At 33.1% G+C, this 22,041-nt stretch carries 22 protein-coding genes; 19 read left to right on the plus strand and 3 right to left on the minus strand.

Annotation, left to right across the window (positions count from 1 at the left end):
- The first annotated feature begins 77 nt into the window (after positions 1-77).
- From rfbC to AABL85_RS01615, 7 genes are read left to right on the plus strand one after another with little or no spacing between them, the layout of a single operon-like run.
- Positions 78-626 carry a dTDP-4-dehydrorhamnose 3,5-epimerase gene (gene rfbC / locus AABL85_RS01585; protein WP_341308902.1) on the plus strand — a complete coding sequence of 183 codons (549 nt, stop codon included), beginning with the start codon at positions 78-80 and terminating at the stop codon, positions 624-626.
- Complete coding sequence (gene rfbD / locus AABL85_RS01590) at positions 623-1,399, plus strand: dTDP-4-dehydrorhamnose reductase (RefSeq protein WP_341308903.1); 777 nt, start codon at positions 623-625, stop codon at positions 1,397-1,399. Before rfbC ends, rfbD begins: the two co-directional genes overlap by 4 nt.
- 6 nt (positions 1,400-1,405) lie before the next feature.
- Positions 1,406-2,689, plus strand: a complete 1,284-nt coding sequence (locus AABL85_RS01595) for a flippase (protein ID WP_341308904.1) — start codon at positions 1,406-1,408, stop codon at positions 2,687-2,689.
- On the plus strand, positions 2,673-3,725 hold the full coding sequence (locus AABL85_RS01600; RefSeq protein WP_341308905.1) for a glycosyltransferase family 2 protein: 1,053 nt from the start codon (positions 2,673-2,675) through the stop codon (positions 3,723-3,725). The genes AABL85_RS01595 and AABL85_RS01600 overlap by 17 nt, the downstream gene beginning before the upstream one ends.
- Positions 3,726-5,102 carry an O-antigen ligase family protein gene (locus AABL85_RS01605; protein WP_341308906.1) on the plus strand — a complete coding sequence of 459 codons (1,377 nt, stop codon included), beginning with the start codon at positions 3,726-3,728 and terminating at the stop codon, positions 5,100-5,102. It abuts the gene before it with no gap.
- On the plus strand, positions 5,095-5,889 hold the full coding sequence (locus AABL85_RS01610) for a glycosyltransferase family A protein (protein ID WP_341308907.1): 795 nt from the start codon (positions 5,095-5,097) through the stop codon (positions 5,887-5,889). The genes AABL85_RS01605 and AABL85_RS01610 overlap by 8 nt, the downstream gene beginning before the upstream one ends.
- 3 nt (positions 5,890-5,892) lie before the next feature.
- Complete coding sequence (locus tag AABL85_RS01615; RefSeq protein ID WP_341308908.1) at positions 5,893-7,113, plus strand: O-antigen ligase family protein; 1,221 nt, start codon at positions 5,893-5,895, stop codon at positions 7,111-7,113.
- 7 nt (positions 7,114-7,120) lie between these two features.
- On the opposite strand, the gene AABL85_RS01620 is transcribed toward AABL85_RS01615, so the two are convergent.
- Positions 7,121-8,197: a glycosyltransferase gene (locus AABL85_RS01620; protein WP_341308909.1), complete on the minus strand. Its 1,077-nt coding sequence runs from the start codon at positions 8,195-8,197 to the stop codon at positions 7,121-7,123.
- 114 nt (positions 8,198-8,311) lie between these two features.
- Between AABL85_RS01620 and AABL85_RS01625 the strand changes: the two genes are divergently transcribed.
- The 3 genes from AABL85_RS01625 to purD all read left to right on the plus strand — a co-directional run bounded on the left by AABL85_RS01625 (position 8,312) and on the right by purD (position 12,021).
- Complete coding sequence (locus AABL85_RS01625) at positions 8,312-9,295, plus strand: UDP-glucuronic acid decarboxylase family protein (protein ID WP_341308910.1); 984 nt, start codon at positions 8,312-8,314, stop codon at positions 9,293-9,295.
- Entirely contained in the window at positions 9,295-10,644 is a 1,350-nt protein-coding gene (locus tag AABL85_RS01630) for an exopolysaccharide biosynthesis polyprenyl glycosylphosphotransferase (protein ID WP_341308911.1), read from the plus strand. The genes AABL85_RS01625 and AABL85_RS01630 overlap by 1 nt, the downstream gene beginning before the upstream one ends.
- Before the next feature lie 105 nt (positions 10,645-10,749).
- Entirely contained in the window at positions 10,750-12,021 is a 1,272-nt protein-coding gene (gene purD, locus AABL85_RS01635; protein ID WP_286415164.1) for a phosphoribosylamine--glycine ligase, read from the plus strand.
- A 9-nt stretch (positions 12,022-12,030) separates the two neighbouring features.
- Here the strand turns inward: purD and AABL85_RS01640 are convergent, their stop codons facing one another.
- Positions 12,031-12,261 (minus strand): DUF6341 family protein, encoded by a 231-nt coding sequence (locus tag AABL85_RS01640; protein ID WP_006257986.1) that lies wholly within the window; start codon positions 12,259-12,261, stop codon positions 12,031-12,033.
- 111 nt (positions 12,262-12,372) lie between these two features.
- On the opposite strand from AABL85_RS01640, the gene AABL85_RS01645 reads away from it, so the two are divergent.
- Positions 12,373-13,311, plus strand: coding sequence for a DUF6427 family protein (locus tag AABL85_RS01645; protein WP_286415165.1), 939 nt, complete (start codon positions 12,373-12,375; stop codon positions 13,309-13,311).
- Here AABL85_RS01645 and upp read toward each other — a convergent pair.
- Positions 13,306-13,959, minus strand: coding sequence for a uracil phosphoribosyltransferase (upp, locus tag AABL85_RS01650; protein WP_006257988.1), 654 nt, complete (start codon positions 13,957-13,959; stop codon positions 13,306-13,308). The genes AABL85_RS01645 and upp overlap by 6 nt on opposite strands.
- 59 nt (positions 13,960-14,018) lie before the next feature.
- Between upp and AABL85_RS01655 the strand changes: the two genes are divergently transcribed.
- From AABL85_RS01655 to AABL85_RS01690, 8 genes are all read left to right on the plus strand, one after another.
- Positions 14,019-14,624: a DUF4254 domain-containing protein gene (locus AABL85_RS01655; protein ID WP_286415167.1), complete on the plus strand. Its 606-nt coding sequence runs from the start codon at positions 14,019-14,021 to the stop codon at positions 14,622-14,624.
- A 75-nt stretch (positions 14,625-14,699) separates the two neighbouring features.
- Entirely contained in the window at positions 14,700-15,746 is a 1,047-nt protein-coding gene (locus tag AABL85_RS01660) for a glycosyltransferase family 9 protein (RefSeq protein ID WP_341308912.1), read from the plus strand.
- Between the two features lie 29 nt (positions 15,747-15,775).
- Positions 15,776-16,288: an adenine phosphoribosyltransferase gene (locus AABL85_RS01665; protein ID WP_341308913.1), complete on the plus strand. Its 513-nt coding sequence runs from the start codon at positions 15,776-15,778 to the stop codon at positions 16,286-16,288.
- A gap of 715 nt (positions 16,289-17,003) precedes the next feature.
- Positions 17,004-17,684 (plus strand): GNAT family N-acetyltransferase, encoded by a 681-nt coding sequence (locus AABL85_RS01670; protein WP_155091951.1) that lies wholly within the window; start codon positions 17,004-17,006, stop codon positions 17,682-17,684.
- Between the two features lie 17 nt (positions 17,685-17,701).
- Positions 17,702-18,898 (plus strand): argininosuccinate synthase, encoded by a 1,197-nt coding sequence (gene argG / locus AABL85_RS01675; RefSeq protein ID WP_341308914.1) that lies wholly within the window; start codon positions 17,702-17,704, stop codon positions 18,896-18,898.
- 4 nt (positions 18,899-18,902) lie between these two features.
- Positions 18,903-19,874 (plus strand): N-acetyl-gamma-glutamyl-phosphate reductase, encoded by a 972-nt coding sequence (gene argC, locus AABL85_RS01680; RefSeq protein WP_341308915.1) that lies wholly within the window; start codon positions 18,903-18,905, stop codon positions 19,872-19,874.
- Positions 19,875-19,886: 12 nt separating this feature from the next.
- The gene (locus AABL85_RS01685; protein WP_341308916.1) at positions 19,887-21,026 is read left to right on the plus strand and encodes an aspartate aminotransferase family protein; all 1,140 of its coding nucleotides are present in this window, start codon (positions 19,887-19,889) and stop codon (positions 21,024-21,026) included.
- A gap of 13 nt (positions 21,027-21,039) precedes the next feature.
- Positions 21,040-22,038 (plus strand): acetylornithine carbamoyltransferase, encoded by a 999-nt coding sequence (locus tag AABL85_RS01690; RefSeq protein WP_341308917.1) that lies wholly within the window; start codon positions 21,040-21,042, stop codon positions 22,036-22,038.
- Positions 22,039-22,041 lie beyond the last annotated feature (3 nt).

Below are 22,041 nucleotides of genomic sequence, written 5' to 3' on the forward strand. Positions count from 1 at the left end.
GTGGCTTTTTATTTTGATTTATATGTTAAATTGTGAATTTAAGTGTAATTTTATAGTCTTAGAATTTAGTTGAAAAGATGAAGGTATTTACTACTCCTATACAAGATTGTGTTATCATAGAACCAAAGGTATTCTTCGATGAGAGAGGATATTTCTTAGAGAGCTTTAATGAGGCTGTTTTTGAGAAAGAAACAGGGTTAGCTGTACGTTTTATTCAAGACAACCAATCTAAGTCTTCTACAGGCGTTCTAAGAGGGCTTCACTATCAAAGAGGAGCTTATCAACAAGCTAAGTTAGTAAGAGTATTACAAGGTGAAGTATTAGATGTAGTGGTAGATCTACGAAAGGATTCTAATACGTATGGACAGCAGTTCACTCAAGTGCTATCAGCAGATAATTTTAAACAGGTGTTTATCCCCAGAGGATGTGCGCATGGTTTTTTAGTAAAGAGTGAGACAGCAATATTCGCTTATAAGTGCGATAACGTTTATAATAAAGAATCAGAAGGGGGCATTATCTATAATGATCCAAGTTTAGGGATTGATTGGGAGTTTAATCTTGATGAGGTTATCGTTTCTGATAAAGATAAGGTATTACCACTATTCGAAAATGCTTTGCCAATATGATCAAGATATTAGTCACAGGGGCTACAGGACAAGTAGGACAATGCTTACAATCTATAAGTCATGAATATGATGGAGTGGAATATTTTTTCTATGGTTCTAGTCAGTTAGATATAACGAATGAAGTTTCGATAGATGAGGTTTTCAGTAAAGTGTGCCCTGATTATTGTTTTAATTTTGCTGCTTATACTGCTGTAGATAGAGCAGAGGATGAGAAAGAGTTAGCGTACAAGGTAAATGCTGAAGGAGTAATGTACTTAGCAAGAGTATGTAAACTATATAATACTACGTTAGTGCATCTGTCTACTGATTTTGTATTTGATGGTCATAAACAGACTCCTTATACTGTCTCTGATATCCCAAACCCTATAAATGTGTATGGTGCTTCTAAATTAAAAGGAGAATTATACATAAAATCGAATATGGAGCGTTACTATATCGTGCGTACTTCATGGGTGTACTCTGATTTTGGGCATAATTTTAAGAAAACGATGCTGAGATTAGCAGAAACTAGAAGTGAAGTAAGTGTTGTTATGGATCAAATAGGTTGTCCTACTGATGCAATAGAATTATGTCATTTTTTAGTGTCTCTGATGCAAGGAAATCATGATTATGGGGTTTATCATTATAGAGATGATGTAATCTGCTCTTGGTACGACTTTGCTGTATCCATATTTAAAGAGAATAATATTAATATAAAAGTGAATCCAATCACTACTGAGGAATATCCTACTAGGGCTAATAGGCCGAGGTATAGTGTGTTGGATAGAGAATAGGACTTCATGGAAAAGATAAAGGCTTTTTTGAATGAAAAGGATTATAAGGTTTTAGTTAGCAATTTCTTATCACTTGCAGTGCTTCAAGGTTTAAATATCCTTTTACCTTTTCTTACTATTCCTTATCTGTTAAGAGTTGTAGGTGTTGAAAAGTTTGGACTAATTAGTTTTGCATTAGCATTTGTAACATTTTTTCAGATTGTTGTTGAATATGGATTTAATAATACAGCAACACGTGATATCTCTGTTGTGTCTGAAAAGAAAAAGGATGTGGAGAGAATTTTTAGCGAAGTATTAACTGCAAAAATCTTTTTATTAGTAGTATGTACAGTAGTATTTTTATTAACTGTTTTGCTAATCCCTAAGTTCTCAGGAGATAGATGGGTATATATATTTACTTATCTAAGTGTAGTAGGACAGACTATATTTCCTATTTGGTTGTTTCAAGGAATACAACAGATGAAGTATATTACTTATTTAAATGTGTTGTTTAAAACAATCTTTACAATAGCTATTTTCTTTTTTGTAAATAAATCATCTGATTACCAATTAGCACCCTTGTTTACTTCTCTAGGATTTTTATTTAGTGGAGTTAGTGCTTTAGTTATTGTGAATAAAAAGTTTGGTTATTCTTTTAGGATAGCTAGTTTGAGTAGAATAAAATACCAATTAATTAAAGGAAAGTATTTGTTCTTTTCTGAGTTTCAAATAGCACTTATAGCTAATTTGAATGTATTGATTATTGGTTTTTTACTTAATAATACAGCGGTTGGTTATTATGCTACTGCAGAGAAAGTGATACGTGCAGTGTCTAATTTTCAAGCTCCAATAATTAATGCAGTATATCCTTATATATCTAAGTTGATGATTAATGATAAAAATAAGGCAATCAGACAGATAAAAAAGATAGCATATTTTGGAGTAATAATTGATATCATTGGAGCAATTCTATTATTCATATCTGCTGACTTTATTTTTAGTGTACTATTCGGTGAACCAAATAAATCGAGTGTTGTTGTTTTTAGAATTATGATTTTATTTCCAATGTTATCTTTTCTAGATCAGGTATTTGGTAAGTTAGTCTTGCTAACAAATGGAAAAGAAAAATTGTTTTTTAGTGTGTTTTTCTTTACTTCTATTATTAGCGTTTTGTTTTCATTTTCATTTACATATTTTTTTGGATTTATTGGAACATCAGTAAGTAATGTGATAGCACAATTATTATTAGTTATAGGTATGTGGTATTATTCAAGGCCATTTTTTAAATATGAGTATGACACCAAAAGTTAGTATTATAGTTCCTGTATATAATGGAGAAAAGTATATTAAAAGAGCAGTAGACTCTCTTTTAAATCAAAACCTGCTTGAACTTGAAATTATTATTGTTAATGATGGCTCTACAGATAGAACATTAGAAGTTCTCAGTGATATAAAAGACGAAAGATTAAGAATTATAAGTAAGAACAATGAAGGAGTTAGTATTGCTAGAAATATTGGAATTAGCTTAGCTTTAGGAGAATATATTGGATTTGTTGATGCAGATGATTATGTAAAGTATGATATGTATTCAACATTATATAATAATGCAAAAGAGTGTGATGTTGTAAGTTCTTATTTAAATATTGAACGTGATGGAAAATATATTCAAAAGGAAAGTATACTTAAGGATAATTTTACTTATTCAAGAGATAGTTTTGCTAATGAAATACTACCCGTATACTTATCAATAGAAGTGATCGATTTACTTTCAGTAGTTAATAAATTATATAGAAGAAGCTTTTTAGAAGATAATTATATTCTATTTGATGGTGAATTATCATTAGAAGAGGATGGAATGTTTAATCTGAATGTTTTTACTCGTATGAGTTCAATTAAAAATATTTCTTATGCAGGTTATTTCTATTCAGATAATCAATCGAGTGTTACTAGAGATTTTATTAAAAGTAACGTATTTAAAGAATTAATTAAAAAATATGAATATAATTATAAATCTTTTTTTGATTTAAATTTTACAGAAGATGAGCTTATTCGTTTTAAGTCTGCACGTTTAATTTATAGTGTTTGTTTTCTAATATATCGAATGTCAGATATTAGAATCACTTTAAAAGAAAAAAATAATTACATAAAAATGATAGTGGAAAATATTACTGTACAAAAAGCAGTAGGTCAACTAGATAAAGAGTATTTTTCTAGAGCTTCAAAATTTGAAAGAATAGTAGTCCATAACATTCGATTTAAAAATGTAATAATTTTGAATACTATAGTTTTGATTTTATTTTTTTTAAAAAAAATAGGCTTGATAGAGTTAATTAGAAAATTGAATTAAATGGATTTTAAGAGAATAATACTAGGTTTGTTTTTTTTAGGTTTGTTTTTTCTTCCTTTTAATAATATAGAAGGTTATAAAGTACTGAGTATTTTTAAAACTAATGGAGTTGCCTATTTTTGGATACCAATACTATTATTAATGTCTTTCAGAATACTGTTTTTTAAAGGGGATATTATGTTTCCACCAATTAAAGAATCTTATCGTGTATTTTGTTTATTTATTATAGTTGCAGTATTATCAACATTTTTAAATATAGGAGATGTACTTACTCAATTTTTTAAGCAGAAGACGGGGATACATATGTTTCTTGTTAATTTATTTATGTTGCTTTATGCTGGAGTAGGATTGGTTATATTAATTTTGACAGTATTTAAAGATATTCAGATTGAAGTTATATTTAAGACAGTAAGAAAAGTATTGTTAGCATCATTTATTTTTGTTTTCTTTTATGCAGTGATTCAGTTTTTAATTTTGAGATTGGGTTTTGAGGAATTAAGAGCAGTATATTATTCTTTAGATGTTCTTCCTTTTGTTAGGGGAACTCTTTTTTATAGTCAAGGAAGACTTAATTCCGTATCTTATGAGGTTCCTGCTTTAGGTACATATTTAGTTTTTATTAGTGGTTGGATGTTTAGTTATACTTTGACACATAAAAGCACATGGCGTTTTGTTCCATTTACAATGGTTTTATTGTTAGTTTATTTTAGTGGTGCTCGATCAGCTATTCTTTCTGTGATACCACAAGTTATTGTAATTTTATTGTTTCTGTCTCCAATTAGAAACTTCATAAATAAGTATAAAAAAGTATGTATTAGTATAATAGTTCTAGGAGGTATATTTATATTGAGTTTAGCTGGTTGGGCGATAAAGAATCAACTAAATAAGGAAGGGGTTGAATCCATAATAGGTACTAGTATTTCGAATAAAAGTAGAATTGGAATGCAAGTAGCGTCTATAAAGGTTTTTATGGATTCACCTGTTTATGGTGTTGGCCTTGGACAAGAAACTTATTATAAAAGAGGTTATTATCCTGAATGGGCTGTAAAAGATAACTATGAGTTTACAAATATTTATTTGAATGAAAATGAGAGAATGTATCCGCCTGCTTTTAATTTATATACAAAGTTGTTAGCAGAATTAGGAATTGTAGGATTTACCGTATTTATTATTTTTCTAGTAGTTGTTGTAAAAGAAAGTATTTATGAAATAAAAAGAGGGCTAAGTATTAATCAACTATTTGCTAAAGTATTATTGATTTCTTTTGTTGGTCTTATTATAAATTGGGGACAAAATGATGATTATATTCTGTACGGATTTTGGATTAGTTACGGTTTCTTGTTGTTATTAAAAAAAGATAGTTTAGAAAATGTATAATGTTAAGATTTCAGTTGTAATTCCATGCTATAATTGTGTTGAAACAATAGAAGTGTGTTTTGATAGTGCTTATAATCAGAGCTATCCGATATATGAAATTATTCTAGTGAATGATGGTTCTACAGATGGGACATTGATTAAATTGAAGGAGTTGCAGAGTAAGTATCAAACGAGACATGATACAAAAATAATCATCAAGAACCAAGAAAATAGGGGGCCTTCGGAGGCTAGAAATAATGGTATTAGAGTTTCTACTGGTGATTGGATTGCATTTTTAGATTCAGATGATATGTGGCATCTAGATAAAGTAAAAACACAAGTAAATGTTATTTTATTGGATGACTCTATTGTTAGTATAGGAGGTGGGAAAGGAAAGTTGAACGAGCAGTTATCTAGTATTAAAAAGTTTAAGGTAAATTTTAAACAGATGAGACTTAAAAATTACTTTTTAACGTCTTCTACAATGGTTAATAGGAATAGTTTAAAAGGTTTGTTTTTCAATGTTAATCAAAAGCATTCGGAAGACTATCGTTTTTTTTGGGAGCTCCTAAAAGATGGAAAAGTAGGTGTTATTTTAGAAGATAATTTATCCAATAGTATTTTAAATAAACGTGATTTTGGTGACTCTGGTTTGTCAGGGGATCTAAATAAGATGGAGAAAGGAGAACTGTCTAATTTTAGATATTTCTATATGAAAGGTAAATTGAGTTTATTTGAATTAGTTATTTGCTATTGTTTTTCGATTTTGAAGTATTTTCGTAGGGTGTTTATTAGTAAATTTTTATGAAATATGTCTGTTAAGGGTAAAGAATTTTTGAAGAAGTTAAATTTAAGTTTAGTTATTATTTATTTAGCTTTTTTATTATTTGATTTAAAGATAGTTAATATTGTTCTTCCATTAGTTTTTATAACATCATTTCTTAATTATAAAGATGGTCTCATAGAATTTAAGGATTATTTTAGAGAGAATAAGGGCGTGATTTTTATGTTGTTAGCTCTAATTTTTTATCAATTACTAATAGCTTTTCTTGGCGATGATTTAGGGGATAAAAGAATAGGTTTTTTAGGTTTATTAATTACTTCGTTTATTTGCTTATTTAAAGTTACTAATGTCCATTTTTTGTGCAAAACAATTATTTTTGTGGTTTTTGGTTTAATTTTAGGAGGAGGATTTAATATATATAACTATTTTATTAGCAGTGATGAATTCAATATGAGTACAGGAGGACATATTGATCCTATGCTTATTGTTGCAAGACCTTATTTAGGGTTTATACTGAATATAGGTATAATTCTTTCTCTTTTTATGTTTTCAAAGATTAAGAGTAAAGTGAGGTATATATATTTAGGGGCAGCACTGCTTTTTGTATGCTATATGGTGTTTATAGCTATCCGTATTCAATTAGTTTCATTAGCATGTATTGGAATAATCTATTATGTTTTCTATAATAAGATGAAGGTACTTTATAAGTTTGGTTTACTGATATTGTTACTATCTTTCAGTATAGGAATAGTATCAGTGAGTCCAACTCTTAGGAATCGCTTTGAAGTAGATACTTTAATCGGGACAAATGTGATTGATAAGTTAGCAGAAAAAGAACCTAGAATAATAATATGGAGATGCGCTAGTTCTATAGCAAAAGAAAAAGACTTTAGTCCTATAGTTGGAGTAGGTAATATTGGTATTATAGACAAAAAATTAGCTCAATGTTATGATGATTCTACACATGGTAATAAAATGAGACAGTATTTTCTTGATGCATTATTTAATACCCATAATCAGTTTATTGAATATTATTTGTTATCAGGAACTATTGGGGTAGTGCTATTGTTAAGTTTATTTGTTAGAACTGCCTTAAGAGTTAGGAAGAGTTTTTTTTCAATAGGATTATTGGTCTGTCTATTTAATTTTTGTTTTGTTGAAAACTTATTAGATAGACAATTAGGAGCGTATTTATTTGGATTTAGTTTGTATATGATATTAACTATAAGAAAGAGTGGTCAGTATTAGAATGTTATTAAGAGTTGTAAATATCTAATAATATTTTAAAGTTTTTATCCCAGTTATATTTAGAATTACAGTCATTGAAAGCATTGTTACCAAGTTCAGCTATTAGGTTTTTGTTTTCGAATAAAGGTAAGATGTCTTTTAGGTCATTTGCTTCATTGAATAAAAAGCCATTATAGCCATTTATAACAACATCTTTATTACCAATTACATTTGTTGCAATAATAGGTTTATGGAAAGCCATTGCTTCTAATATAGCAATAGGTAAACCTTCCCATAATGAAGTTTGTATGTATAGATCTATATCATTTAAGTATGAAAAAATGTCAGTGGAATTATGTAACCATCCTGTAATTTTAATATTGTTAGCTTGTAATAGATTTTTTTGATCACCATCTCCTATCCATATGAAATCATACTGTGGAAATAGTTCGGCAATATGATTAAATAGTTTTGGGTTTTTTTGAGGCATAATTCTTCCAATAGTTCCAATTTTTAAACGATTAGAACCTTTTGTTTGTGTGGGATTAAAATGATTTAGTAGGTTTTTAATATTAATTCCATTTCTAACTAAAAAACTTTTACCAATCCTTTGAGCTATTGCATATTCTGTATCACCACAAGCGATTGTAGTACCACCTAATAATAATTGTGATAATTTTTCAATACCATAGAAGATCTTTCTTTTTAAAGGAGAAATATCTAATTTAAGAAATGAATAACCATGTGGAGTGTAGTAGATATTTTTTCTTTTAAAATTTAGAAATGCTGCTACACGGCCAATAACACCTGCTTTAGAAGAATGAAGATGTATAATATCTGGTTTAATTTGATTGATTGTTTTAGCAATTTTAAAAGAAGCTCTTATATCCTTAATTGGTTTTAAGTCTTTTTCCATACCTAAACAGATCATATTAATATTGGAAGGGAAGTCGTTTAAAATTTGCTGAGATGTAACTTCGTTTCGGTTATTACTGTAGATAATATAAGTTTCAACTTCAGGAACATTAGAAAAAAAAAGAGCTAGATCTTTAAAGTATGTGTAAACACCTCCACCAAAAGATTCTACTATATGAACTACTTTCATGTTATAAAGGAATAAGTGGTAAATTTACTTATTTCAAGTGAAGTTTTTATAAAATAAAGTATAGTTTGAGAAATAAAGTCTCTGTAAATTAGCAGATGCAATGAAATAGTAAGGATGAAAAAAATATTAATAACAGGAGCAGCAGGTTTTTTAGGTTCACATCTATGTGATCGATTTATAAATGAAGGATATCATGTGATAGGAATGGATAATTTAATCACAGGTGATTTAAAGAATATCCAACACTTATTTCAATTAGAGAACTTCGAGTTTTACCATCATGATGTAACGAAGTTTGTTCATATACCTGGAAAATTAGATTATATACTTCATTTTGCATCACCAGCAAGTCCAATAGACTATTTAAAGATACCTATTCAGACGCTAAAAGTAGGTTCATTAGGAACACATAATCTACTTGGCTTAGCTCGTGTAAAAGGAGCGCGTATTTTGATAGCATCTACATCAGAGATATATGGAGATCCATTAGTACATCCACAGACAGAAGAGTACTACGGAAATGTAAATACGATAGGACCGAGAGGAGTATATGATGAAGCTAAGCGATTCCAAGAATCTATTACAATGGCATATCATACATTCCATAATGTAGAAACAAGAATAGTACGTATTTTCAACACTTATGGCCCTCGTATGAGACTTAATGATGGACGTGTTATACCTGCGTTTATTGGACAAGCACTAAGAGGAGAAGATTTAACTGTTTTTGGAGATGGTAGTCAGACTAGATCTTTCTGTTATGTAGATGATCAAGTTGACGGTATTTATAGATTACTGTTATCAGATTATCATCTACCAGTTAATATTGGAAACCCAGATGAGATTACAATATTAGATTTTGCCAAAGAGATTATAGCCCTTACCCAGTCAGAACAAAAGATTATTTATAAGGATTTACCAATAAATGATCCTTTACAACGTTGTCCTAGTATTGAAAAGGCTCAGAAAATATTAGGTTGGGAACCAAAAGTTGGTCGAAGTGAAGGTATGAAGTTGACGTATGAGTACTTTAAGGCCTATTCTAGCGAGGATTTATTAAGAGAAGAGCATAAAGATTTTTCAAAGTATATATATTAGTGAGTAAAAATTCAGGTAGATATTCGTATTTAATTAGACCATTGACTATAGCTATTGATTTGTTTGTAATCAATACAATGGCGGCTTTATACTTCTCTAGTTTAGAGGGAGTATACCTATTTCATTTAGTCATTACTATTGGTTGGATTATTGCAGCATGGATGAGTGACTTTTACGGAGTCTTCAGACATACACGAGTATTTAAGATTGGAGAGAAAATAGTAAAGCAATTCGTTCTAATCTTAGTATTGATCACCTCGTTTAACGGGATTGCAGCTAGGTTTGCAGAACCTTTAGAGATATTCTTATATTGTGTATACGCTTTTGGAATTATTACAGGAGTGAAGTTCTTTATCTTTTTTTCTTTAAAATATTTCAGAAAGGTACTAGGTGGTAACTCTAGAAATATAATTTTAATAGGAAAGAGCAAGGAAATATCTTTATTAAATAAACTGTTTATAAAACGAGGTGACCTTGGATATAGAATAGTTGCTACTTATGATGATGTATTATGTTTAGAAAAAGTAGATGAGATAGAACAACTTATCTTGGAGAATAAGGTAGATGAGATCTATATACAATTCTCTATAATTCAAGGAGAGGATTATCATAGATTATTAGAGTTAGCAGATAATAACCTAGTAACATTAAAGTATGTACCTACCCAAAAACAGATTATTACACATAATCTTAAGGTAGACTATTACGACCTGATAGCGATTGTTCCTAGACGTGTTATTCCTTTAGATAAACCCTATAATAAGTTATTAAAAAGACTATTTGATATTGTCTTTTCATCTTTAGTGATTGTATTTGTATTATCTTGGTTATTTCCTTTACTCGCTATTTTGATCAAAAGAGAATCAAAAGGACCTGTATTCTTTAAACAAAAGAGAACAGGAGTCAATGATGAAGAGTTTATATGTTATAAGTTCAGGTCTATGGCTGTAAATGATGATTGTGATCAGAAGCAAGCGACTAAGAACGATATGCGTGTAACTAAAATAGGAGCTTTTATTCGTAAAACTAGCTTAGATGAATTCCCTCAGTTTATTAATGTCTTTTTAGGAGATATGTCTATTGTTGGGCCTAGACCTCATATGGTGGTTCATACGAAGTTATATTCTAAAAGGGTGAATAAATTCATGCTACGCCACCTTATTAAACCTGGAATTACTGGGATGGCACAGACACACGGATATAGAGGAGAAATAGAAACGGATAGAGATATTATTAATCGATTCAAGTATGATTTGTTTTATTTAGAGAACTGGTCTATACTCTTAGATTTAAAGATTGTGTATCTTACTGTTTACAATGTTTTTAAAGGAGAAAAAAAAGCATATTAATAAAAAAGCATCTAAACTAAATTAGATGCTTTTTTATTTAGTGTAACTTTCTTTATTGATTTAATTATATTTATTTTTGGTGTTTAATAACAAACAACACAATTAATGAAAATTTTACTATTAGGTTCAGGAGGACGTGAGCACGCACTTGCTTGGAAAATGCTTCAAAGTTCTAAATGTGAAGAATTATTCGTGGCACCAGGAAATGCTGGTACAGCGAAGATTGCTAAGAATATAGCTGTCAATCCAAATGATTTTGAGGCAGTGAAAGCTACTGTTTTAGAACATAAGATTGATATGGTGGTAGTAGGACCTGAAGATCCTCTTGTAAAAGGAATTGTAGATTTCTTTAAAGGAGATGATCAAGTAAATCATATTCCTGTAATTGGGCCTTCTATGAAAGGAGCTCAATTAGAAGGAAGTAAAGACTTCGCTAAAGAGTTTTTATTTAAACATAATATACCGACAGCAGGTTATGCTACTTTTACTAAAGATACGGTAGAGGAAGGAAAGAAGTTCTTAGAGACAGTTAAAGCTCCTTATGTATTGAAAGCAGATGGGTTAGCAGCTGGTAAAGGTGTAGTTATTTTAGAGGACATTAATGAAGCTAAGGCAGAGTTAGAGAATATGCTAGTAGATGCTAAGTTTGGTGATGCTAGTTCTAAGGTAGTTATTGAAGAATTCTTGTCTGGTATAGAACTGAGCTGTTTTGTATTAACTGATGGTAAATCGTATAAGTTATTACCAACAGCAAAAGACTACAAGAGAATAGGAGAAGGAGATAAAGGGTTAAATACAGGAGGTATGGGAGCAGTTTCTCCAGTTCCTTTTGCGACTGATGACTTTTTAAAGAAAGTAGAAGAGAGAGTAGTTATTCCGACTGTAAGAGGATTACAAGAAGATAACTTAGACTTTAAAGGTTTTGTATTCATTGGATTGATTAAGGTAGGTGATGATCCATTCGTGATTGAGTATAATGTGCGTATGGGAGATCCTGAGACAGAAGTGGTGATGCCTAGAGTAAAGACTGATTTAGTAGACCTTTTTGAAGCAGTAGCGAATGAGACTTTAGACACGATGGACATAGAACTAGATGAGCGTACAGCTACGACAGTAATGTTAGTATCGGGTGGTTATCCAGAAGATTATGAGAAAGGGAAAGTAATTACAGGTATAGACGATGTAACAGACTCTATTGTATTCCATGCTGGAACAGCGTTAAAAGATGGAGAGGTAGTGACTAATGGAGGTCGTGTATTAGCTGTTACATCTTATGGAAATAGTTACGATGAGGCATTAAAAAAATCTTATCAAAACATAGCTAAGCTAAATTTCGATAAGATTTATTTCCGTTCAGATATAGGTTTCGATTTGTAAAAATCGAAACTATTTTAAAAATGAGTGGGCTGTAGTATCTTGGTCATCTTCATTATTTGCTTTGAAGATTTTTAGTTGTTTTAACCAAAAAGCAAAATAGTAGCAAGTAATAAGGATAAACGCCCAAGTAATAATATTTGCAGTCCACCAATTTGTTAATTCTAATTTTGCAAAAAGATCCATTGGAATAAATAGAACTTTTTCAAAAAGGAATCCTAATCCAAGAAAAAATGAAGTCATTGTACTTTATTTTAAATTAAATAAAATTATTTTATTAATCCGTTACTAAACTTACGCAACCCAAAAAGAGGAAGTATAGGTTTAATATGTACAAAAATATAAAATATATAAATGTTAGCAAGTATTTTTAGTAAAACAAAACCAATTAATTACATTATACTGACCATTTTAATTCTATTAATCAGTGTTTTGTATTTATTTATAGACCAAGATCAGCTGGTTTGGACTACTTATGAGTTTGGTAAAAGAACTGTTTTACTGGCTTTGCTAATGGTGATGATGTATTTGTCCCAGTTTATTGCTACTCGTAATCGATTAGTAAGGGATAATGCTTATGTACCTCTACTATTTGTATCTTTTTTAATGTTATTTCCTACGGTTCTAGTACATAGTAAGGTTATTATAGCCAACTATTTTATCATGCTAGCATTGAGAAGAATATTCTCATTACATTCATTGAAGCAGTCTAAGGAAAAAATGTTTGATACCTCTTTGTGGATTTTTGTAGCAGGTTTATTTCATTTTTGGAGTGTGCTATTCTTGCTTCTATTGTTCTTTGCGATAACCTATTTTGGAGCGAAAGATTATAGAAATTGGTTTATTCCAATCATTGCTTTTTTCTGTGTCTCTATTTTTTTAGAATTATACTTAGTGGTTACAGATGGTAGTTATTATGATTGGTTTTGGGAGAAGTGCAAAGTGAGTTTTGACTTTATGTATTTTGAGAACGTATATCAGAATGTCGCTTTGGCAGTTTATGTTCCTATCGCTTTACTGTTCTTTGTTAGTCAAGCGGCAAGTATTTCTTCAAAACCTTTTAATATGCAAAGCACCTATAAGAAAATACTGTTATCTTTCCTTATAGGCGTTGCTATTTATGTGATTTCTGCTGATAAAAACAACGGAACTTTAATATTTACTTTCTTCCCATTAGCTGTGTTAGGAGCTAACTATATAGAAGATATTCCACAGAAGTGGAGAAGAGAAGCCATAGTATACAGCGTATTCGGACTAGGGCTATTCTTCTATTTTATGCAGTTAGTATTATAGTTTATGTCCGTATGCTAGATCTCCAGCATCACCTAATCCTGGTACGATATAGTTGTGATCGTCTAATTTCTCATCTAGAGTAGCTACCCATAGATTTACATTATCAGGAAGGTTTTCTTCTAAGTATTGTACTCCTTCAGGAGCAGCGATAACTACTGCGATATGTAGTTCTTTAGGCTTTTCTTCTGCCATTAACTTATTGATTACAGCCACTAGAGATTGTCCTGTAGCTAACATTGGGTCAATAAGAATCAATATTTTGTCTTGGAATGAAGGTGCCGCTTGATATTCTACTAATATCTCACTAGCCTCACCGTGTTTTCCATGACGGCGATAAGCAGATACGAATCCGTTCTCAGCATTGTCAAAGAAGTTCATAAAACCTGTGTGCAGAGCTAATCCAGCGCGTAGGATAGAACATAATACTACATTGTCTTCAATACAAGTCGTGTGTTTTACTCCTAAAGGAGTTTGTACAGCGATATCCTTATACGGTAATTTTTTGCTTAACTCATAAGACATAATCTCTCCGATTCGCTCGATATTTTTTCTAAATCGCATGCTATCTTTTTGGATATTAACGTCTCTAAGTTGTGCTAAAAAGTGGTTTAGGATACTGTTTTCTGCTGAAATATAATGAATTTTCATCTCGGTATAATTAGTACGATAAAGGTATAAAAACTATATTTGTAAATAAAATAATTAGTATGTTTTCAGAATTAGCATTTCCAATATTCGAAGAGAGTATTCGTGACTATCATAAATTTGATAATGTTGACCAGCCAATCAACAACCCATATCCAAAAGATGATATTAAACATTTATTGTATTTAAAGAACTGGATTGACACTGTTCAATGGCATTTCGAAGATATTATCCGCGATCCACAGATCGATCCTGTTGCTGCATTAACATTGAAAAGAAGAATTGATGCTTCGAATCAAGAGCGTACAGATATGGTTGAGTACATAGATAGTTACTTTTTACAAAAACATAAAGATGTTCAAGTAAAGGCTGGTGCTAAAATCAATTCTGAAAGTCCTGCTTGGGCTATTGATAGACTATCTATCTTAGCACTTAAGATTTATCACATGAACGAAGAAGCTACTAGACCTGAAGCTACTCAAGACCACAGAGATAAATGTCAAGCTAAATTAGACGTTCTTTTAGAACAAAAGAAAGACTTAACTACAGCTATCGATGATTTATTAAATGATATCGCTAATGGAGATAAGTATATGAAAGTGTACAAGCAAATGAAAATGTATAATGATGAGGAATTAAACCCAGTATTGTACCAAAACAAGAAATAATATTATCTTTGATAAAAAAATATAGAAAGCGTGAGTATTCACGCTTTTCTTGTTCATAACCTAATTTAACTTGTTGTGGCACAATTAAAACATATATTGATATTTAGGCTGTCTGCTATGGGAGATGTCGCTATGACTGTTCCTGTAGTGCGTGCTTTGGTAGCACAGCATCCAGATGTACGAGTGACTGTAGTATCTCGTCCTTTTTTCAAACCTTTTTTTAAAGATATAGACAGAGTTGATTTCTTTGCAGTTGATGTAAAGAAACGACACAAGGGGTTCTTAGGTTTGATTAGATTATTTAGTGATTTAAAGAAACTTAAGGTTGATTATTTTGCTGATTTTCACAATGTACTACGAGCACAGATTATCAGATCTTTATTTAGTTTGAGCGGTACTAAAGTTGCTGCCTTAGACAAAGGAAGAGAAGGAAAGAAAGAACTTACCCGAGCAGAGAACAAAGTTTTTAAACAGTTACCTACGATGTTTTCTAATCATCAGAACACATTAGCTAAACTTGGCTTTAAAGTAGACTTAACGAATCCTCAATTTCCTGCAACCCCTCCTTTGGCCTCAGAGTTATTGCAATATGTAAAAGAGAAAGATACCGTATGGATAGGGATTGCTCCCTTCGCACAGTATGATACCAAAGTATACCCTCTTAGCCTGATGCAACAAGTAGTAGATTCTTTAGCAGAACGCGAGAAGTCTATTATTTTCTTATTCGGAGGAGGTGAGAAAGAGATAGCTTTACTAAACCAACTAAAACGCGATAATTATAATGTAATCGTGATGGCAGGTAAGGTGAAGTTTGATATAGAGATTAATCTTATTCAGCATTTAGACGTAATGCTATCTATGGATTCAGGTAATGCACATATAGCCGCTATGCTTGGCAAGAAAGTTGTAACTCTTTGGGGAGCGACACATCCTTACGCAGGTTTTGCTCCGTTTAATCAACCTGCAGATTATTGTATCACTGCAGATAGATCACAGTATCCGTTATTACCTACTTCTGTGTATGGAAATAAGGTTGTAGAAGGGTACGAAAAGGCGATGCATACGATAGATCCACAAGTCGTGTGTGACAAGGTTATAGAAGTAATAAAATCAGATAAATAATTGTATTTTTGCAGTATAAAATATTGACTATGAACATAGCAGATTATATTAGAGATATTCAAGATTTTCCGAAGGAAGGTATTGGTTTTAAAGATATCACTCCATTATTAAACGACCATGCAGCTATGGTAGAAGCTACTAATCAGCTATTGGCATTAGTAGGTGATAAGAAGATCGATAGAGTGGTGGGGATGGAGAGTCGAGGTTATTTTTTTGCAACCTTATTAGCGGAGAAGCTAGGAGCAGGATTTGTTCCTGTGCGCAAGCCAGGTAAGCTTCCTTTTGACACTATATCTGAAGCGTATGGACTAGAATATGGAACAGATATTCTAGAGATACATACCGATTCGATTAAACCAGGAGAGAAGGTATTAATCCACGATGACGTATTAGCTACTGGCGGTACAGCTGAGGCTGTTTGCAAGCTTGTAGAGCGTTTAGGTGGAGAGATAGTACAAGTAAACTTTTTAATGGAACTATCATTCTTACACGGAAGAGATAAGTTAGCTAATTATGACGTGAAGAGTCTAATCAGTTACTAATTAATTATAAATACAGCTATAAACCCTATTCAGTATCTCGAAATTCGTGATATTGAATAGGGTTTTTTTGTTTATTTTGAGAGGAGTGGTCGCATAGTGATCGGATTATGATCGCATAGTGGTCGCATAGTTTTGGCGTATTTTTATGCGATCACTACGCGACCACTATGCCAACAGATTTGCATCACTTAGAAGCAAAATTTACTTTCATGACAGTGTTTTACCTTCTCGAATCAGAAAGTTTTTTTAGTGTTGTTTTCATCTGGTTAGAAGGAGAATATGACGTTTTAAAACAAATATAGGTAAATTTTTTATTAAATATTTTTTCGCTTATGCTACCCAATCTTGTAGTATATAAGGCATTGAGGGCTGTTTTATTTTTTTAAGAAAAAGCTTGCATAATCCGATTTAAATTAGAAAACTTTGTCCATGCTTCTTTAAGCACAAATACGATATGAAGAAAACCGATTTAAATATGACTTTTATTTCTGACAACATTGCTCTTGCATTTGTTGCGGTTTCTTCTGTTTCTACATCGCGGGTATCTCGCGTCCGGGCTTAATCTTTTTTAGCCTTTTTTAATATAATGCCTTCTTTGGCATTATATCTGTACATATATCATTGATTTTTAATGCTTTTCAGACAGTTTGTATATTGTTGTACCTATTCGGTATCAATATTTCAGCGCGTTTGATTCCTAATCACTTGTTTTGAAATGAATTCAAATCAGTTTATCGTTATTCCTGCGAATGAAACACACGTAGGATATGCGGAACAAATTTGTGAAGAGATGGCTCAGTCGGCTCTTGCCAGAGGGACGGGTATCGCAAGAAGAAAACCAGAGTACGTAGCTACTAAAATGGTTGAGGGCAAGGCTGTTATCGCTTTGCACGTAGATGGTACGTGGGCTGGTTTTTGTTATATCGAGACATGGAGTCACGGTGATTACGTAGCCAACTCTGGACTGATTGTCAATCCTACTTTTAGAAAAGAAGGGCTGGCCAAAGCGATTAAAAAACGCGTATTCGAATTGTCAAGAGAGAAGTATCCAAAGGCTAAAATATTCGGTCTAACTACTGGGTTTGCTGTGATGAAGATCAACTCAGAATTAGGCTATGAGCCTGTTCCTTATTCAGAATTGACACAAGATGAGATGTTCTGGAAAGGGTGTGAGAGTTGTGTTAACTTCCAAATTTTACAGAGCAAAGAGAAGAAGAACTGTCTGTGTACAGCTATGCTTTGGAACCCTGAGGACAAAGAAAAAGAGCTTCGCAATAAAATAGACCAAAAGGCGAAAGCAAAAGAAAGACTCAAAGGAATGCAAAAAAAGTATTCTTTGCTCAAGAGATTGCAAATGCAATTAAAGAAGACAGTCAAAAAAACGAATCTATTTTAATTTTAAACCTATCTATCATGAACAATAAGAAAGTAGTATTAGCATTTAGCGGAGGATTAGACACGAGCTTCTGCGTCATTTATTTAAAAGAAGAATTAGGGTATGAAGTACACTCTGTAGTGGTAAACACTGGGGGCTTCGACGCTGAGGAAGTGAAGGTTATCGAGGAGAAAGCGTACGCCTTAGGGGTGGCTTCTCATACGACTATAGATGAGACAGAAGATTACTATAACGATAGTGTGAAGTACTTGATATTTGGTAACGTATTGAAGAATGCGACTTACCCATTATCAGTAAGTGCTGAGCGTGTATGTCAAGCTACAGCTATTGCTAATTACGCTAAGAAGATAGGGGCAGAAGCGGTAGCGCATGGTAGTACAGGTGCTGGAAATGATCAGGTGCGTTTCGATATGATCTTTAATATTTTGGTGCCTAATGTTCAGATTATTACACCGATTAGAGATTTAAAGTTAAGTAGAGAAGAGGAGATTGACTTCTTGCAAAAACACGGTGTTGAAATCAATGCAGAGAAAGCAAAATACTCAATTAATAAAGGATTATGGGGAACTTCAGTAGGTGGAAAAGAAACCCTAACTTCTCATTTATATTTACCTGAAGAGGCATGGCCTACACCGATTACTAAAGTTACTCCTGAAACAGTGGAGATTACTTTTGAGAAAGGTGAGCCAGTAGCTCTAAATGGTAAGCAACTAAAACCTACTGAGGTTATCCAACAATTACAAGATATGGCACAACCATTTGGTATCGGTAGAGATATCCACGTAGGGGATACGATCATTGGTATCAAAGGTAGAGTTGGTTTTGAAGCAGCAGGACCTATTATTTTAGTGAAAGCTCACCACACTTTAGAGAAACATACGTTGACCAAATGGCAATTGAGCTGGAAAGAACAATTAGCTTCATTCTATGGTAACTACTTACACGAAGGGCAATTCCACGATCCAGTAATGAGAGATATGGAAGCATTTTTGAGTAGTACACAGGCGACAGTAAGTGGAAAAGTTACAGTAGAGTTACACCCACACCGTTTTGTAGTGATAGGTATTGAGTCAGCGCATGATCTGATGTCTAATAAGTTTGGTAGCTATGGAGAGATGAACAATGCATGGACAGGCGAAGATGTAAAAGGGTTCTCTAAGATCTTCGGTAACCAAGTAATGATTTGGCACAAAGTTAATAACCAAGACCAATAAAACTATGCAAACAATAAAAGCAGGAATAGTAGGAGGTGCTGGTTATACAGGAGGAGAGTTACTAAGACTTCTCTTACCTCATCCAGCAGTAGAGATTGCCTTTGTACACTCTAATAGTAGTGCAGGTAAGCCTGTATATGAGGTGCATACAGACTTGTTTGGAGATACAGACTTACAGTTTACGAATATCTTGATGCAGGATATCGATGTACTGTTCTTGTGTATGGGGCATGGCGATTCTAAAGTATTCTTAGCAGAGAATAACATTGATAAGGAGATTAAGATTATAGACCTCAGCCAAGACTTTAGATTAAAAGACACAGCTGGAGAGTTCGTTTACGGATTGCCAGAGCTGAATAAAGAGAAGATAAAGAAAGCGAATTACATTGCTAATCCAGGTTGTTTTGCTACAGCACTTCAGTTAGCCTTGTTGCCTTTAGCACATGCAGCTAAGATGCCTGAGTCTGTTTATATCAATGCTTTGACAGGGTCTACTGGTGCAGGTCAGAGTCTATCTACTACATCTCACTTTAGTTGGAGAGCGAATAATATATCCGTATATAAAGCCTTCACTCACCAACACCTTAGTGAGATAGGAGAAAGCCTTGTACAGTTACAGCCAGACTATGTACAGAATATCAAGTTTATCCCAGAGAGAGGAGACTTTGCGAGAGGGATTTTTGCCAGTGTGATGTTTGAATCGACTTTGACAGAAGAGGAACTGTATAATGTTTATGAGAAGTATTATGCATCGCATCCATTTACACACATAAGCAAAAAGGGTATTGACCTAAAGCAAGTGGTAAATACGAATAAATGCTTGGTGTCTATCGTAAAGAATGGAAATGATGTATTAGTGACCAGCGCGATAGATAACCTACTAAAAGGAGCAAGCGGACAAGCTGTTCAAAACATGAACCTGCTATTCGGATTAGACGAAAAAACAGGTTTACAACTTAAAGCTTCGGCTTTCTAACAACGATTTATTATGATGAAATTATATGATGTATACCCACTGAACCCTATCGAGATTGTAAAAGGATTAGGGAGTAGAGTATATGACAACAACGGTCAAGAGTATTTAGACTTATATGGAGGGCACGCTGTGATCTCTATCGGACATACTCATCCGCACTATGTAGCGAGATTAACTGACCAATTAAACAAAATCGGATTTTATTCTAATTCTATAGAAATTCCTCTACAACAGCAATTAGCTGCCTTATTAGGGGAAGTAGCTGGGTTGGACAATTATCAATTGTTTTTGTGTAATTCAGGAGCAGAAGCAAATGAAAACGCTTTAAAATTAGCTTCTTTCTATAATGGTAAAAAGAAAGTTATCGCTTTTGATAAAGCTTTTCACGGGAGAACTTCTCTTGCCGTTTCTGCTACTGATAACCCAAAGATAGTTGCCCCAGTCAATCAAACGGAGAACATTGTGTTCTTGCCTTTTAACGATGAGCAAGCTCTTGAACAAGCTTTTGCCTCTTATGGTGATGAAGTAACAGCAGTGATTATAGAAGGGATACAAGGTGTAGGAGGAATACAAGTAGCGACTGATAGCTTCTTAGCGAAGATTAGAAGTCTTACTACACAGTACGGAGCTGTATTTATCGCAGACGAAGTACAGTGTGGATATGGACGTACAGGTTCTTTCTATGCTGTGAATGACGGTGGAGTGAGTGCTGATATCTATACGATGGCGAAAGGTATGGGGAACGGATTTCCTATCGGAGCGATAGCGATAGGAGAGCAGTTTAAGCCATGGCATGGACAGTTAGGAACTACTTTTGGAGGAAACCATTTAGCTTGTGTAGCAGCCTTATCTGTATTAGAGGTTATGAAGCAAGACAATCTAATGGCGAATACCGCACAAGTAGGGAACTACTTAATCAATGAATTAAAGAAATTAGATAAGATACAGGAAGTAAGAGGAAAAGGACTGATGATCGGAATAGACCTTGCTCCTGAGTTAAAAGAGGTTCGCAAAGAACTATTAGTGAAAGATCACATCTTTACGGGTAATGCAAGCCCTAATGTAATTCGGTTGTTACCAGCATTAAATCTGACTCAAGCTGATGCAGATTTATTCTTGGATAAATTCAACAACAGATTACAACAATTCTAAAAAGACAATTACAATGAAACAATTTTTTTCCGTTAACGATATACCTTCTCTATCTAAAGCAATAAATAGCGCATTAGCGTGTAAGGCAAACCCTTTTGCAGAAGAAACTCTTGGCAAGCACAAAACAATAGGTTTAGTATTCTTAAACCCAAGTTTGCGTACAAGGATGAGTACTCAGAAGGCTGCTGCTAATTTAGGGATGAATGTAATGGTGATGAATATGACATCAGACGGTTGGGCTTTAGAGACTAAAGACGGCGTAGTGATGGACGGAAATACAGCAGAGCATATTAGAGAAGCTGCTGCGGTGATGGGAGAGTACTGTGATATATTAGGACTTCGTTCGTTCCCAGGGTTAAAAGATGCTGAGGAAGACTATAGCGAAGAATTGTTTAGCAAGTTCGCTAAGTACTGTGGCAAACCTGTAGTGAGCTTAGAGAGCGCGACAAGACATCCCTTACAGAGCTTCACGGACTTAATCACTATCGTAGAGCACTTCGATTATAACTATGACGCTGCACAAGATAAATTAGTACCTCAAGGCAAAAAACCTAAAGTAGTATTGACATGGGCACCGCACGTTAAGGCATTGCCACAGGCAGTACCGAACTCTTTCGCAGAGTGGATGTGTAGAGCTCAGGCAGAGGGTCTAGTAGATTTCGTAGTGACTCATCCAGAAGGTTATGCGCTGAAAGAGGAGTTTACAGCAGGAGCTACAGTGACTACTAATCAGGATGAAGCTTTAGCAGATGCTGACTTCGTATATGTAAAGAACTGGTCGAGTTATGAAGACTACGGACAGATAACATGTACAGATCAATCTTGGATGTTGACTTTGGATAAATTAGAAGCAACGAATCAAGCCAAAGTAATGCACTGCTTACCTGTTAGACGTGATTTAGTGATCTCGTCAGAAGTATTAGATAGCGATAGTTCTATTGTGATACAAGAAGCAGGAAACAGAGTATGGGCAGCACAAGCTGTATTAAAAGAAATGCTTAAAAACCAATAAATT

The sequence above is a fragment of the Myroides odoratimimus genome, from assembly GCF_038039805.1.
Classification (GTDB): Bacteria; Bacteroidota; Bacteroidia; order Flavobacteriales; family Flavobacteriaceae; genus Flavobacterium; species Flavobacterium odoratimimum_B.

Coding starts and splice junctions, on each gene's coding strand:
- rfbC (WP_341308902.1), top strand. CDS start 78: ATGAAGGTATTTACTACTCCTATACAAGATTGTGTTATCATAGAACCA.
- rfbD (WP_341308903.1), top strand. CDS start 623: ATGATCAAGATATTAGTCACAGGGGCTACAGGACAAGTAGGACAATGC.
- AABL85_RS01595 (WP_341308904.1), top strand. CDS start 1,406: ATGGAAAAGATAAAGGCTTTTTTGAATGAAAAGGATTATAAGGTTTTA.
- AABL85_RS01600 (WP_341308905.1), top strand. CDS start 2,673: ATGACACCAAAAGTTAGTATTATAGTTCCTGTATATAATGGAGAAAAG.
- AABL85_RS01605 (WP_341308906.1), top strand. CDS start 3,726: ATGGATTTTAAGAGAATAATACTAGGTTTGTTTTTTTTAGGTTTGTTT.
- AABL85_RS01610 (WP_341308907.1), top strand. CDS start 5,095: ATGTATAATGTTAAGATTTCAGTTGTAATTCCATGCTATAATTGTGTT.
- AABL85_RS01615 (WP_341308908.1), top strand. CDS start 5,893: ATGTCTGTTAAGGGTAAAGAATTTTTGAAGAAGTTAAATTTAAGTTTA.
- AABL85_RS01620 (WP_341308909.1), bottom strand. CDS start 8,197: ATGAAAGTAGTTCATATAGTAGAATCTTTTGGTGGAGGTGTTTACACA.
- AABL85_RS01625 (WP_341308910.1), top strand. CDS start 8,312: ATGAAAAAAATATTAATAACAGGAGCAGCAGGTTTTTTAGGTTCACAT.
- purD (WP_286415164.1), top strand. CDS start 10,750: ATGAAAATTTTACTATTAGGTTCAGGAGGACGTGAGCACGCACTTGCT.
- AABL85_RS01640 (WP_006257986.1), bottom strand. CDS start 12,261: ATGACTTCATTTTTTCTTGGATTAGGATTCCTTTTTGAAAAAGTTCTA.
- AABL85_RS01645 (WP_286415165.1), top strand. CDS start 12,373: ATGTTAGCAAGTATTTTTAGTAAAACAAAACCAATTAATTACATTATA.
- upp (WP_006257988.1), bottom strand. CDS start 13,959: ATGAAAATTCATTATATTTCAGCAGAAAACAGTATCCTAAACCACTTT.
- AABL85_RS01655 (WP_286415167.1), top strand. CDS start 14,019: ATGTTTTCAGAATTAGCATTTCCAATATTCGAAGAGAGTATTCGTGAC.
- AABL85_RS01665 (WP_341308913.1), top strand. CDS start 15,776: ATGAACATAGCAGATTATATTAGAGATATTCAAGATTTTCCGAAGGAA.
- AABL85_RS01670 (WP_155091951.1), top strand. CDS start 17,004: ATGAATTCAAATCAGTTTATCGTTATTCCTGCGAATGAAACACACGTA.
- argG (WP_341308914.1), top strand. CDS start 17,702: ATGAACAATAAGAAAGTAGTATTAGCATTTAGCGGAGGATTAGACACG.
- argC (WP_341308915.1), top strand. CDS start 18,903: ATGCAAACAATAAAAGCAGGAATAGTAGGAGGTGCTGGTTATACAGGA.
- AABL85_RS01685 (WP_341308916.1), top strand. CDS start 19,887: ATGATGAAATTATATGATGTATACCCACTGAACCCTATCGAGATTGTA.
- AABL85_RS01690 (WP_341308917.1), top strand. CDS start 21,040: ATGAAACAATTTTTTTCCGTTAACGATATACCTTCTCTATCTAAAGCA.